The 14,263-nt window shown below is 62.0% G+C and carries 8 protein-coding genes; 7 read left to right on the top strand and 1 reads right to left on the bottom strand.

Annotated features, from left to right (window positions below; genetic code table 11):
- Window positions 1–304: 304 nt before the first annotated feature.
- Window positions 305–5,173 (bottom strand): NAD-glutamate dehydrogenase, encoded by a 4,869-nt coding sequence (locus ACLBW8_RS28475; RefSeq protein WP_447806905.1) that lies wholly within the window; start codon window positions 5,171–5,173, stop codon window positions 305–307.
- 490 nt (window positions 5,174–5,663) lie between these two features.
- On the opposite strand from ACLBW8_RS28475, the gene ACLBW8_RS28480 reads away from it, so the two are divergent.
- The 7 genes from ACLBW8_RS28480 (at window position 5,664) to ACLBW8_RS28510 (ending at window position 13,119) form a co-directional block, all read left to right on the top strand.
- Window positions 5,664–6,017: a hypothetical protein gene (locus ACLBW8_RS28480; protein WP_064452691.1), complete on the top strand. Its 354-nt coding sequence runs from the start codon at window positions 5,664–5,666 to the stop codon at window positions 6,015–6,017.
- A 259-nt stretch (window positions 6,018–6,276) separates the two neighbouring features.
- Window positions 6,277–7,236, top strand: a complete 960-nt coding sequence (locus tag ACLBW8_RS28485) for an AAA family ATPase (RefSeq protein ID WP_003174327.1) — start codon at window positions 6,277–6,279, stop codon at window positions 7,234–7,236.
- Window positions 7,237–7,241: 5 nt separating this feature from the next.
- A complete protein-coding gene (locus tag ACLBW8_RS28490; RefSeq protein WP_049712996.1) occupies window positions 7,242–8,174 on the top strand; it encodes a DUF58 domain-containing protein in 933 nt (310 codons plus the stop codon).
- Complete coding sequence (locus tag ACLBW8_RS28495; RefSeq protein ID WP_064452692.1) at window positions 8,171–8,665, top strand: DUF4381 domain-containing protein; 495 nt, start codon at window positions 8,171–8,173, stop codon at window positions 8,663–8,665. Before ACLBW8_RS28490 ends, ACLBW8_RS28495 begins: the two co-directional genes overlap by 4 nt.
- Window positions 8,658–9,746 (top strand): vWA domain-containing protein, encoded by a 1,089-nt coding sequence (locus tag ACLBW8_RS28500; protein WP_447806906.1) that lies wholly within the window; start codon window positions 8,658–8,660, stop codon window positions 9,744–9,746. Before ACLBW8_RS28495 ends, ACLBW8_RS28500 begins: the two co-directional genes overlap by 8 nt.
- The gene (locus ACLBW8_RS28505) at window positions 9,743–11,482 is read left to right on the top strand and encodes a tetratricopeptide repeat protein (protein ID WP_447806907.1); all 1,740 of its coding nucleotides are present in this window, start codon (window positions 9,743–9,745) and stop codon (window positions 11,480–11,482) included. The genes ACLBW8_RS28500 and ACLBW8_RS28505 overlap by 4 nt, the downstream gene beginning before the upstream one ends.
- Window positions 11,479–13,119 carry a BatD family protein gene (locus ACLBW8_RS28510; protein WP_221294942.1) on the top strand — a complete coding sequence of 547 codons (1,641 nt, stop codon included), beginning with the start codon at window positions 11,479–11,481 and terminating at the stop codon, window positions 13,117–13,119. The genes ACLBW8_RS28505 and ACLBW8_RS28510 overlap by 4 nt, the downstream gene beginning before the upstream one ends.
- Window positions 13,120–14,263 lie beyond the last annotated feature (1,144 nt).

Here is a 14,263-nt window from a genome sequence, read left to right on the forward strand (position 1 = left end):
TGCCGAGCCCAGGCGAGGCACCGAGTGGTGGGGCAAAGCGTTTTTTGGTTACTTTTTTAGGCGCTTTGTAAAAAAGTGACCCGCCGTAAGGGCGGAACCTTAAGCAGCCGTTACCGCAGCAACGGATATGTACTCAATCTACTCAACCCCCTCACAGACTTAAATCGACACAAAGAGTTGCGTAGATACCTATGGCTATCGCAGGCAAGCCAGCTCCCACCATTGACCCAGGTGTTTGATAAATAGGGTTCCAACAAAAAGCCCCCGTATCTCACGATACGGGGGCTTTTGTTTTACGGCGGGATCAAGCCGGCGCAAGCACCGACTGACCGCTCAACGCCAGGTCCAGCAACTCACGGTTGGCCACCGCGTACATGGCGTAGTCCGTGCCGACAGCTGCACGAATTTCCACCATCATTGCGCGCCAGCGATCGGCCATGTCCTGGTGCTGCTCAAGCCACAGGGCCACGCGGGCTTCCATGTCTTGTGGCGCATCGGCCATTTGCAGGACCGCGATGGTGATCGCCCGTTGCTGCCAGTCCACGTCGTCGCGGAAGGCTTCGCGTGCCTGGGCCTGCCAGTTGTTGGCCACCGGCAGATCGCTGATCTGCTGCAGGTACCATGGCAAGTCCAGGGCACTGCCGACGGCGAAGTAGGCTTTGGCCACTTCAGCAGCGTCATGCCCGGTAACGTCGGCGGCTTCGATGATCGGCAGCAAGGTGTACAGGTGGGTAGTGCCTGCAACCATGCGCGCCAACAATTCCGGTACGCCGGCTTCGGTGTAGGCCTGGTAGCGGTTCTGCCAGCCTTCGCGGGTCGGGCCTTCCAGCAATTCGTCGAGCTTGAGGCCCAACGCCGCCAGGTGAGGACCGAAATGCGCGGTGTCACGGCCAGCGTCCTGCTCGTTGCGACGGCTGCGCAGGAACCAGCGCGTAGCACGGCGGCCCAGGCGCATCAGCTCATCCATCAGCTCCAGTTGCACGTCGGCGGAGACCAGGTGGTCCAGGGCTTCAATCTGACGGAACCAGTGCGGGAGATGGAAGATGTCACGCACAATCACATACGCGCCCGCTACGTTCGCCGGGCTCATGCCGGTCGACTCTTTGAGTCGTTGAACGAAGGTGATGCCCATGTGGTTAACCAGGTCGTTGGCGATCTGGGTGCTGACGATCTCACGCTTGAGGCGGTGGCGACGCATGGCTTCGCCGAACTTGGCGACCAGGCTCGGTGGGAACGCGGTCTCCATGTCACGGGTCAGGTAGTCGTCATCCGGCACCAGCGACTTGAGCAATGCTTCCTTGAGGTCGATCTTGCTGTAGGAGATCAACACCGACAGCTCCGGACGGGTCAGGCCCTTGCCGGTTGCGGCGCGCTCGGAGAGCTGCTCCTCGGTCGGCAGGTACTCGATGGCGCGGTCCAGCTTGCCACGGCCTTCCAGGTCGCTCATCAGGCGCTTGTACTCGGCAGCACGCTCGTAGGCACGGCGTGCGGCCAGGGACAACGCCTGGGTTTGCTTGTAGTTGTTGCCCAACACCAGGTTGCCGACTTCGTCGGTCATGCTCGCCAGCAACTGGTTGCGCTGCTTGTCGGTCATGTCACCGGCCTGCACCACTTCGTTGAGCAGGATCTTGATGTTCACTTCGTGGTCGGAGCAGTCCACACCACCGGCGTTGTCGATGAAGTCGGTGTTGGAGCCGCCGCCATTGAGGCCGAATTCCACACGACCCAGCTGGGTCATGCCGAGGTTACCGCCCTCGCCCACGACCTTGCAGCGCAGCTCGTTGCCGTTGACGCGCAGCGCGTCGTTGGCCTTGTCGCCCACGTCGGCGTGGCTTTCAGTGCTGGCCTTGACGTAAGTACCGATACCGCCGTTCCACAACAGGTCCACCGGCGCCTTGAGCAAGGCGTTCAGCAGTTCGGTCGGGGTCAGCTTGTCGGCCCGGATGTCGAAGCGCTCTTTCATCTGTGGCGAGATGGCAATGCTCTTCGCGCTGCGCGAGAAGATGCCGCCGCCTTCGGACATGATGCTGGTGTCGTAGTCGGTCCACGCCGAACGCGGCAGCTCGAACATGCGCTGACGCTCGACGAAGCTGGTCGCCGGGTTCGGGTTTGGATCGATGAAGATGTGCAAGTGGTTGAAGGCCGCGACTAGTTGCAGCTTGTCGGACATCAACAGGCCGTTACCGAACACGTCACCGGCCATATCGCCGACGCCCACCACCGTGATGCTGTCTTCCTGCACGTTGATGCCGCGCTCACGGAAGTGACGCTGCACACCGACCCACGCGCCCTTGGCGGTGATGCCCATTTTCTTGTGGTCGTAACCGGCGGAACCACCGGAGGCGAACGCATCGCCCAGCCAGAAGCCGTAGTCGATGGCGATGCCGTTGGCGATGTCGGAGAAGGTCGCAGTGCCCTTATCCGCAGCCACGACCAGGTACGGGTCATCGTCGTCATGACGCACGACGTTGACCGGCGGCACCAGGGCGCCGTCTTTCAGGTTGTCGGTGATGTCCAACAAGCCGGAAATGAAGATGCGGTAGCAGGCGATGCCCTCGGCCGCGATCTCGTCCCGGCTGCCGCCCAATGGCAGGCGACGCGGCAGGAAGCCGCCCTTGGCGCCCACCGGCACGATCACCGAGTTCTTCACTTGCTGGGCTTTTACCAGGCCGAGCACTTCGGTACGGTAATCCTCTTCACGGTCGGACCAACGCAGGCCGCCGCGCGCGACGTTACCAAAGCGCAGGTGCACGCCTTCGACGCGTGGCGAGTACACGAAGATTTCAAACTTCGGCACCGGCTTGGGCAGCTCAGGGATGGCGCGCGGGTCGAACTTGAAGCTGAAGTACGACTTGTTCTGGCCGTTGGCGTCGGTCTGGTAGAAGTTGGTACGCAGGGTCGCCTTGATCAGGTCCAGGTAGCGGCGCAGGATACGGTCTTCGTTGAGCACCTGAACGTCGTCCAGGGCGGTGAGGATCGCTTGCTCCAGACGTTGCTGCTTGTCTTCCAGGTCATCGGCAGTGAGCTTGCGCGCCAGGTAGAAGCGGGTCTTGAACAACCGGGTCAACTCGCGGGCGATGTCGGTATGGTTGTTCAGGGTGCTGGCGATGTAACCGAGGTCGAAGCCCAGGCGGATCTGCTTCAGGTAGCGCGCGTACGCACGCAGCAGCGCCACGTCGCGCCAAGGCAGGCCGGCGGTCAGTACCAGGCGGTTGAACGCATCGTTTTCGGCATCACCGTGAACGATGTGCACGAACGCGTCCTGCAAGGTGTCGTTGAGCTGCTGGATATCCAGGTTCACGCCTTCGGCGGCGATGAACGCAAAATCATGGATCCAGAACTCGCGGCCATTGGCATGACGCAGGCGGTACGGGAACTCACCCAGCACGCGCAGGCCGAGGTTTTCCAGGATCGGCAGCACGTCGGACAACGCCAGCGGGGTATCGGCGTGGTAGAGCTTGCAATGCAGCTCGCGTTGGCCGGAGACCTGGCCCAACGGCTGGTAGAAGCTCATCACCAGCGGGTTGGCTTCGGTCAGGCTGTTCAGGTGCTGCATATCGACCACAGCCGAATGCGCAGCAAAACGCTCACGGTAACCGGCTGGGAAGCCTTTCGGGAAATCCGCCAGCACGTTGGTGCCTTGGGCTTCGCCGAAGCTTTCCACGACCAGGCTGGAGTAGTCGTCCTGCCAGCTGCGGCAGGCCTGCACCACTTCTTTTTCCAGCTGCAGCGGGTCGATGGCGAGGCGGTTCTTCGGGTCAACCCGCAGAATCAATTGCACACGGGCCAGCACGGATTCGGAGAAGAAGGTCCAGAATTCGCAGTCCGAGGCTTTCAGTCGATCCATCAGCACTTGCTGGATCTTCTGGCGCACTTCGGTGGAGTAGATGTCACGTGGCACGTAGGCCAGGCAGTAGCAGAAACGACCGTACGGGTCTTTGCGCAGGAACACGCGGATCTTGTTGCGCTCCTGGATCTGCACGATCGACATCACGGTGCTGAACAGCTCGTCGACCGGGGTCTGGAACAGGTCATCGCGCGGCAACACTTCAACGACTTGAGCCAGTTCCTTGCCCAGGTGAGCCTTGGCCTGGAAGCCCGAACGGCGTTCGATTTCCGCCACCTTGCGGCGGATATAAGGAATCACCCGCACGCTTTCGCCGTACACCGAAGAGGTGTAGAGGCCCATGAAGCGGTGTTCCTTGATAACTTTGCCGTCGGCGCTGATCTCGCGGATCGACACATAGTCCGGATAAGCCGGGCGATGCACGCGGCTTGGGTGCGCAGCCTTGGCGAACGACAGCACAACCGGCTCGTTCAGGTAGGCCACGGCGTAGTCTTCGATACGCAGGTCTTCGGCGGTGAGGCCGGCACGCAGCAGCTTGGTCAGGCCGAGGAAGGAATTGGCGTCATATTCGATATGTCCGCCATCCACCCCGTCACGTACCACAAACTCTTCATAGCCGAGGAAGGTGAAGTGGTTGCCCACCAGCCATTCCAGGAAGCTTTTGATCTCGGCTTTTTCTTCGCCGTCGATGCTGAACTTGCTCGCATCAATACCGGCCAGCAGGTCCTGGACCTTGGCTTTCATCGGCTCGAAATCGGCCACGGCCACGCGCACTTCGCCCAGTACCTGCTCAAGCTCTTTGCTCAGCACGCTCAGTTCGGCGGCATTGGCGCAGCGGTCGATTTCCAGGTACATCAGCGATTCTTGCTGGATGCCTTCGCCCTGGGTGCCTTTGGGCAGGATTTCCAGCAGCTCGGCCTTCTTGCCACGGCGCACGCTGAGGACGGTGGTCTGCAGGGTATGGATGCTGTAGCCACGACGGTTCAGCTCGGTACGGACCGAGTCCACCAGAAAGGGCAGGTCATGGTGCAGCACTTCGACGGCGGTATGGGTCGACTGCCAGCCATGACGTTCGTAATCGGGGTTGTAGACCCGCACTTGCGGTTGGGTGTGATCAAAGCGCTCAAGCAGGCGCCAGGCAGATAAAGTGCAACCGGCCAGGTCGGAAAGGCGACGTTGGGTCAGTTCGTCCAGGGAAATGATGCCGAAAAATTGTTCAGCGAACAGCGCCACTTGTGGCAGTGCCTGTTCACTGATGTGCTGCGCCAGTGCCGCTTGCAGTTGATGCTGGAAGTCGGCCTTGCTGGCTGCGGTGAAGAACGCCATCTGTGGTACTCCGCTTGGGCTTGTTATTGATGGAAGCGTCGCGTTTTCCCCTTGCGGGGAGACCGTCAGCGCTGTTCGCAGGTACTGATAACAAGCACCATAAACGAATCAGGGTGACAGGTGGGTGAAGCTGGACAAGACAATGAGGTCACATACAACTCCCATAAGATGTGCAGCATGCAGGGCGACGGTACGACGGGCAGGTCAGACTCCCGGCACAGGGCACATCCGTTGCGCAGCTTAACGAGTGTAGGAAGACGGCTGCTTGCGACGCTGCGACATATTCGGTCATCGGTACGCAGGCCTGGGGTTGCGACTTGAGCAACCCGTATTTTTCCGAAGAAAAACTCGCTATTTTTCAGCTCGCGAGTACCGAAAATGACTGATATAGCCCGCCAGGTCATACCCTGGGTCTGACACAGAATGCAGCACAAAATTCGCCGCAATGGCACAATTGCCCCGCTGTGCCCTCCCCCAAACAGGATTTCCCATGCTGCAACTGAACACCGACGCGCTGATGGCCACTCCGTGCGACGACGAAGAAGACAACATGGCCATGCTCTGCTGCCACGGTAAAAACGGCGAGATGTTCATGCTCACCCGTTACCCGGACGAAGATGAAGTCGAACTGACTTGGGATTACGAGCCGTCGACCCTGGATGGGCTGAAGGTCACGCTAAGCGACACGACGTTGCGGGTTGAGTTGGCTGCGGGCGATGCCGATGCACTGGGTGGCAAGGATCATCTGGAAATTCTCCACAGCACCGCTGCGTCGGATTTGGCTGAAGTTGAGGAAACCTTGCAGAACATTCTTAAGGGCACAGGCACCTTTACCCGAATCTAAACCGCACCAACGATCAAATGTGGGAGGGGGCTCGCCCCCGATAGCAGTCGATCAGTCACAGACGTATAAACTGATCCACCGCTATCGGGGGCGCGCCCCTCCCACATTGACCGTGTTCCCATACAAATTTCCTACAAGATTTGCCAAAAATACCCGTCACGCCGTTAGTCGCCACCCCCCTCGATGCATTAAAGTAAGCGCCCCAGGCCCGGCGTTTTTTTCTCGACGCTCAGGCTCACCTCTCCAGGAACCGTCATCGATGGAACATCGTGAAGCGCTGCTCGCGCTGCGAACCTTTCTTTCTACGCAGATTCTCGGCCAGGAAAAACTCATCGATCGCCTCCTGATCGCCCTGCTTGCCGACGGCCATATGCTGGTCGAAGGCGCACCGGGCCTGGCCAAGACCAAAGCCATCAAAGAGTTGGCCGAAGGCATCGAAGCGCAGTTCCATCGCATCCAGTTCACCCCCGACCTGCTGCCTGCCGACATCACCGGCACCGAGATCTATCGCCCGGAAACCGGCAGCTTTGTGTTCCAACAGGGCCCGATCTTCCACAACCTGGTGCTGGCGGACGAAATAAACCGCGCACCGGCCAAGGTGCAGTCGGCACTGCTCGAAGCCATGGCCGAGCGCCAGGTCAGCGTCGGGCGCAGCACCTACGACTTGTCGCCACTGTTTCTGGTGATGGCCACGCAAAACCCCATCGAGCAGGAAGGCACCTACCCGTTGCCCGAAGCCCAGCTCGACCGCTTCCTGATGCACGTCAAGATCGGGTTCCCGGATGCAGCGGTAGAGCGACGCATCCTGCAACAAGCCCGAGGCGAAGCGCTCAACGGTGAGACCAAGCCCGAACGCCGCGTCAGTCAGCAGGCGATTTTCGCTGCGCGCAAGGAAATCCTCGGCCTGTACATGGCCGATGCGGTGGAGGAATACCTGGTGCAACTGGTGATGGCCACGCGCACCCCGGCCAAGTTCGACCCGGAAATGGCCGAGTGGATCGCCTATGGCGCCAGCCCGCGCGGCTCTATCGCCCTGGACCGCTGCGCCCGCGCCCACGCCTGGCTGGCCGGCCGCGACTTTGTGAGCCCGGAAGATATCCAGGCCGTGCTGTTCGACGTGCTGCGCCACCGCATCATTTTGTCGTTCGAAGCCGAAGCGGCCGGCATTGACCAGGACCGCGTGGTGCAACGTATTCTCGATGTCGTTGCCGTCGCTTGAAACCCATGAATGCCAGCGATGGAATCCGCGTCACGCTCAGCGAACTGATTGAGATGCGCCACCGCGTGCGCGAAGTGCAGTTGTTTTCCACGCCAAGCCAGCGCAGCCCGTTGATCGGCCTGCACCATTCCAAGTTGCGTGGGCGTGGCGTTGATTTTGACCAGGTGCGCGTGTACCAGGCCGGGGACGATGTGCGCACCATCGACTGGCGTGTGACGGCGCGTACCCAGGAACCGCATACCAAACTGTTCCACGAAGAACGCGAGCGACCGATTTTTATCATGGTCGAGCAAAGCTGCCGGCTGTTTTTCGGTTCCGGCCAGATGTTCAAGTCGGTACTGGCCGCCCAAGCCGCCAGCCTGATCGGCTGGGCAGCCCTGGGGCATAACGACCGCGTTGGCGGGCTGGTTTTCGGCGACAGCGAACACTACGAAATCAAGCCCCGGCGCAGCAAGCAAAGCCTGCTGCAACTGCTCAACCGCCTGGTGCGGGTCAACCAGAGCCTCAATACCGAAAGCCGACCCGAAGCCGACGCCCTCGGCATGGCCTTGCGCCGTGGCCGCGAAGTGTTGCGCCCGGGCAGCCTGGTGATTGTGATCTGCGATGAACGCGCGCTCACCGAAGGTGCCGAACAGCAGCTGAGCCTGCTGTCTCGGCATTGCGACCTGTTGCTGCTGCCCATCTCCGACCCGCTGGACCACGCCTTGCCCGCCGCAGGGTTGTTGCGCTTTGCCGAACGCGGCGCGCAGTTGGAACTGGACACGCTTAACTTCGACTTACGCCAGGCCTACAAGGCCCAGGCCGAAGCGCGCATCGCCCGCTGGGAACTGCTCGCACAGAAACTGCGGATTCTATTGATGCCCTTGAGCACCCAGAGCGAAATGGTCGAGCAGCTGCGCGAATACCTCAACCCGCAACGCCCGGTTAAAAAGCAATGAGCAGCCTCGACCAACTGCAACCCCTGATCGCCCCGCCGGCCATTGGCTTCTGGCCCCCTGCGCCGGGCTGGTGGCTGTTGCTGCTGGTGATTCCACTGTGCGCCTGGGGGTTGTGGTGGCTGCGCCGTTTCCTGCCGGCGCGCCGCCCGGTCGCGCGTGCCGAACAACCGCTGGACCCGCTGCGCATCACCGCCCTGGCAGAGCTTGCGCTGATGCCAAAACCTTACGACGGCGCCCCCGCCGGCGCCTGGCTGCAACAGCTCAATGGTTTGCTCAAGCGCCTGTGCCGCAACGACTACCCCTATAGCCAGAGCCACACCCTCAACGGCCGCAAATGGCTGGCGTTCCTCGACAACCGCTGCCCTGCTGCCGGCCTGACCCGCTGGATGGTGCTGGTGGAAGGCGCCTACAAACCCGAATGCAAACTCGACGACAAGGCCATCGCCGGCCTGACCCAAGCCGTCGACACCTGGATTCGCAAACATGTTTGAGTTCGCCTGGCCGTGGATCTTCGCCCTGTTGCCATTGCCCTGGCTGATGCGGCTGATCCTGCCCGTGGCCGACAGCGGCGAGCCCGCCCTGAAAGTCAGCTATCTCGCCGACCTCGAAGGCCTTGCCCGCCGTCGCGCGCGCGTCAACCTGCCGGGCTGGCGTCAGCAGGCGCCGTTCGTGGTGCTGTGGCTGCTGCTGTTGAGCGCCGCCGCCCGCCCGGAATGGCTCGGCGAACCCCTGCCGATTGCCGCCAGCGGCCGCGACTTGCTGGTGGCGGTGGACGTGTCCGGCTCCATGGACTTCCCGGATATGCACTGGCAAGACGATGACGTCAGCCGCCTGAGCCTGGTCCAACACCTGCTCGGGAACTTCCTGGAAAGCCGCGAAGGCGACCGCGTCGGCCTGATCCTGTTTGGCAGCCAGGCCTACCTGCAAGCGCCGCTGACCTTCGACCGGCGCACCGTGCGCACCTGGCTGGACGAAGCGCGCATCGGCATTGCCGGCAAGAACACCGCCATCGGTGATGCGATTGGCCTGGCCCTGAAACGCCTGCGCCAGCGCCCGGCGCAAAGCCGCGTGCTGATCCTGGTCACCGATGGCGCCAACAACGCCGGGCAAATAGACCCGTTGACCGCCGCACGCCTGGCCGCTGAAGAAGGCGTGAAAATCTACCCCATCGGCATTGGCGCCGACCCCGAGCAAACCGGCTCCCTGGGCATCCTCGGCGTCAACCCGAGCCTCGACCTCGACGAACCCGCGTTGAAGGCGATTGCCGACGCGACCGGTGGCCGCTACTTCCGCGCCCGCGACGGCAACGAACTGCAAAAAATCAAGGACACCCTCGACCAGCTTGAGCCTGTTGCGCAACAACCTACACAAGCCCGCCCGGCCCAGGCGCTTTACAGTGCGCCATTGGCCCTGGCGTTGATCCTGAGCATGTTGCTGGTGGTCCAGGAACGCTGGCCCAACAACGCGCTGCAACGCTTACTCAATAAACTCTCGAGCAAGGGCATTTTCCTGCAACAGCACCCCGAATGGCGCCAACGCCTCAAACGCCTGCGTTTGCGGAGGCGTCGATGATCGACCTGTGGCCGCACTGGTTCCGTCCCTGGTGGCTGTTGTTGTTGCCGCTGCTCGGCTGGCTGCTGTGGCAGCTTTGGCATCGGCAAAAACGCGCCGGGCGCTGGCAGATGATCCTGCCACCGGCCTTTCATGCGGTGTTGCTCAGTGGTGGCAACGGTCGCGAAAGCAAATCGCCGTGGGTGCTGCTGGGTATCGGCTGGCTACTGGCCGTGTTGGCCTTGTTGGGTCCCAGCTGGCAAAGGGTTGAACAGTCTAGCCAGAAACCCTCCGACCCGGTCGTGGTGCTGCTGGAATTGACCCCGGAAATGCTCGCCACCGACAGCCCGCCCAATCGCCTGGAGCAAGCGCGGCGCAAGCTGTATGACTTGCTGCAAGCGCGCGACAATGCGCCGACCGCAATCGTCGTGTATGCCGGTAGCGCCCACACCCTGGTGCCGCTGTCGGATGACCTGGCCACCAGCCGTAACCTGCTCGAGGCCCTGCGCCCTTCGATCATGCCCGAGCCCGGCCATCGCGCCGACCTGGCAGTGGCCAAGGCCCTGGGTTTGCTTAAACAGGGCGGCCTCGGTCAGGGGCGCCTGCTGCTGGTGGGCTCGTCGCTGTCGAAACAGGAACGCCAAGGCATTCGGCTGCAGCTGCAAGGTGGGCAGGCGCCGACGCTGTCGATCCTCGGCATCGGCAGCCGTGAAGGCACACCGGTGACCCAGGAAAGCGGCGAGTTCCTCAAGGACGACCAAGGCGCGATCCTGGTGCCGCGCCTCGACAGCCCGACCCTCAAGGCCTTCGCCAGTGAAATGGGCGGCCGTTACCGCGCCGCACGCCTGGACGACAAAGACCTGCGTCAACTCAACCTGCTCGACGGCCCGCAAACCCTGCGCAACGATGGCCAACTGTTGCACCTCGACGCCTGGGCCGACCAGGGCTACTGGCTGCTCCTGCCGCTGTTGCTCCTCGCTGCCTGCGCCGGGCGCCGTGGCTGGCTGTTTTGTTTGCCTTTGCTGTTATTCGGGGCGCCGCAACCAAGTTACGCCTTTGAACTTCAGGACCTGTGGCTGCGCCCCGACCAGCAGGGCCAGTACCTGCTCAAGCACAAGCGCCCCGCCGAAGCGGCCGAGCGCTTCGAGGACCCGCAATGGCAAGGCGTGGCGCTGTACGAGGCCGGTAACTATGCCGAGGCTATCAAGCGTTTTGCCCAAGGCAATGACGCCTACTCCCACTACAATCGTGGTAACGCCCTGGCCAAATCCGGCGAACTGGAAGCGGCCATCGACGCCTACGAACAGGCGCTGGAGGCCCAGCCCGACCTGCAACCAGCGCTCAAAAACAAAGCCTTGGTGGAAAGCGTGATGCAGCAACAAGCACAGCCCGAACCGACCAAGCCGGCAAAAAACGAAGATGACGAAACCACCCAGCCCGGCCAAACTGCGCAACCGGGCAATACCGGGCAAAGTGCCACAGGTGGCGAGCAATCGCCCCAGGGCCAGGGTGAGACCGGCACCGGCGAGAGCCAATCAGGCACTGCGCCAAAAGCCGGCGGCAACGACGTACCGGGCAGCGAGTTAGGGGATGAGCAAACCACCACCCCGCCCTTGCGCCCTGCCGATGCCAGCATTGACGGCGAACATCGCCAGGCCCTGGAGCAATGGCTGCAGGAGATCCCGGACAACCCCGGCGAACTGCTGCGCCGCAAATTCTGGTACGAACAGCAACAACATCAGGACAAGACTCGATGAGCCGCCGCACCACCCTTCTGCTCCTGCTTGCGTTGTCGGCAGGCCACGCCCAGGCGGCGAATCTCGTCGCCAGCGTCGACCGCAGCCGCGTCAATTCCGGGGAAACGGTGGAACTGACGGTGGAGTCCAGCGACGTCACCCAATTCGGCAAACCCGACCTGTCGCCCCTCGACGCACAGTTCGAAGTCAGCGGCACCCGCCAGATCAACCAGCTCACCACCCTGGGCGGCGATAACCACGCCACCACGCGCTGGATCATCACCCTGCTGCCCAAGGAAAACGGCACCGTGGTGATTCCGCCGCTGCAAGTCGGTGAACTCAAGACCCAGCCGATCAGCCTGCAAGTGGTCGAAACGGCCAGCCAGAACACCAGCGCCGAACTGGCCCCGGTGTTCATCGAAACCAACCTCGACCAAACCAGCGTGTACGTGCAGGCACAGGCCCTGTTGACCGTGCGCGTTTATCATTCGGTGTCGCTGTATGACGACAGCAGCCTGACCCCGTTGCAGATTCCCGATGCACGCATCGAGCAGTTGGGTGAGTCGCGCACCTACGAGAAAGTCATCAACAGCATTCGCCATGGCGTGATCGAAACCCGCTACGCGATCTACCCGCAGCACAGCGGCGCATTGATGATTCCGGCGCAGACCTTCAGTGCGACCCTGGTGGAATCGCGCCCGCCCCAAGAGAACACGCTGCAAGGCACCAAACCGGGCAAGTTGATTCACGTCAGCTCGGCCGAGTTGCCGTTGACGGTCAAACCCAAGCCGGAATTTTACCCCGCCGATGCGCCCTGGTTGCCTGCGCGCAGCCTGAACCTGAGCGAAGCCTGGAACCCCGCGCCTGATCACGTGCAAGTCGGCGACTCCTTGACCCGCAGCCTCACAGTCAAGGCCGAGGGCCTTTCCAGCGCGCAACTGCCGGCGCTGCCCAGCACCGACATCAACGGCCTGCGCCGCTACCCCGACCAACCGGTGCTCGCCAACCAGAGCAACGACCACGGCCTGACAGGCAGCCGCGAAGACCGCGAAGCGCTGGTGCCGACCCGCGCCGGCGCTGTCGAACTGCCGGCCGTGGAAGTGGTGTGGTGGAACACCCACGAAGACCACCTCGAACGCACCAGCCTGCCCGCGCGCACCTTGCAAGTGGCGACCAACCCGAGCCTGGTGGTGGACACCCCCGCCACGCCGACGGTGATTACTGCGCCAGACGATGACCGCCTGTGGCTGTGGCAACTGAGCACACTGATCTTCGTATGCACCACACTGCTGGGCTTCGGCCTGTGGTGGCGTGCACGTCGGCAACCGGCCGTGCAACGTGCCGCGCAAACCGGCCCAAGCCCGCGCAGCCTGCTCGACGACCTCAAGCGCGCCACCCAGGCCAACGACCCGCAGGCCACGCGCCAGGCACTGGACGCCTGGGCGCGGCAACAGCCGGAAACCCTGGCGGATATGGCCGCGCGGTTTGTGCCATTGTCGGATGCGCTGGATGGTCTGAACGGCGCGCTGTACAGCGAAAGCGGCCAATATTGGCTGGGCGAAGACTTGTGGCGCGCGATAAAAGCCATTCCTACGGCTGAACGCGAACAAGACCCGGCGACGGATACCACCAGCCTGCCGCCGCTGTATCCCAAGTAAATCCCGGGCTACCTCACCCCACAAAACCTATGTGGGAACTGGCTTGTGTGGGAGCCGGGCTTGCCCGCGATGCAGGCACCTCGCTGTTTCAGATGTTCCGAGGTGATGCCAACGCAGGCAAGCCAGCTCCCACAGAAAAGCGCAGCGCCGCGGCCTGGCAGATAAACTCGGTCAAATTGTGGGAGCGGGCTTGCCTGCGATTGCATCAACTGCTTATGCCTGATTTACCGAGGTGTCTGCATCGCAGGCAAGCCAGCTCCCACAGAAAAGCGCAGCGCCACGGCCTGGCAGCTAAACTCGGTCAACTTGTGGGAGCGGGCTTGCCCGCGATGGTATCAACGGCTTATGCCTGATGTACCGAGGTGTCTGCATCGCAGGCAAGCCAGCTCCCACAGAAAAGCGCAGCGCCACGGCCTGGTAGCTAAACTCGGTCAAATTGTGGGAGCGAGCTTGCTCGCGATGGCATCAACGGCTTATGCCTGATGTACCGAGGTGTCTGCATCGCAGGCAAGCCAGCTCCCACAGAAAAGCGCAGCGCCACGGCCCGGCAGCTAAACTCGGTCAAATTGTGGGAGCGAGCTTGCTCGCGATGGCATCAACGGCTTATGCCTGATGTACCGAGGTGTCTGCATCGCAGGCAAGCCAGCTCCCACAGAAAAGCGCAGCGCCACGGTCTGGCAGCTAAACTCGGTCAAATTGTGGGAGCGGGCTTGCTCGCGAAAGCGGTGGTTCAGTTACAAATGTGCTGACTGACCCACCGCTTTCGCGAGCAAGCCCGCTCCCACATTTGGATCTCATTACATCAGGTGGATGCTGTGTTGCCCTGCTTCTGCTCTGCTTTTGCTTCAACCACTCAGGTCGGCTACCAGGCCGCCGTGCTCTGCTGTTGATCTTGATCTGAGAGGCCCCGTTAACCACGATGGCCGAACGCAGGCTTGAATCCGTGGGTAACCCGGCAGGACGCCGGGTTAGCCGCACTGGGCCAGGGATGGCCCATTGCGGCGGCCCACGGATTCAAGCCGGAGTGCGGGCATGCCGAGCCTAAGCGAGGCACCAAGTGGTGGGGCAAAGCGTTTTTTGGTTACTTTTTTAGGCGCTTTGTAAAAAAGTGACCCGCCGTAAGGGCGGAACCCTAAGCAGCCGT

The sequence above is a fragment of the Pseudomonas sp. M5A4_2d genome (assembly GCF_053345295.1).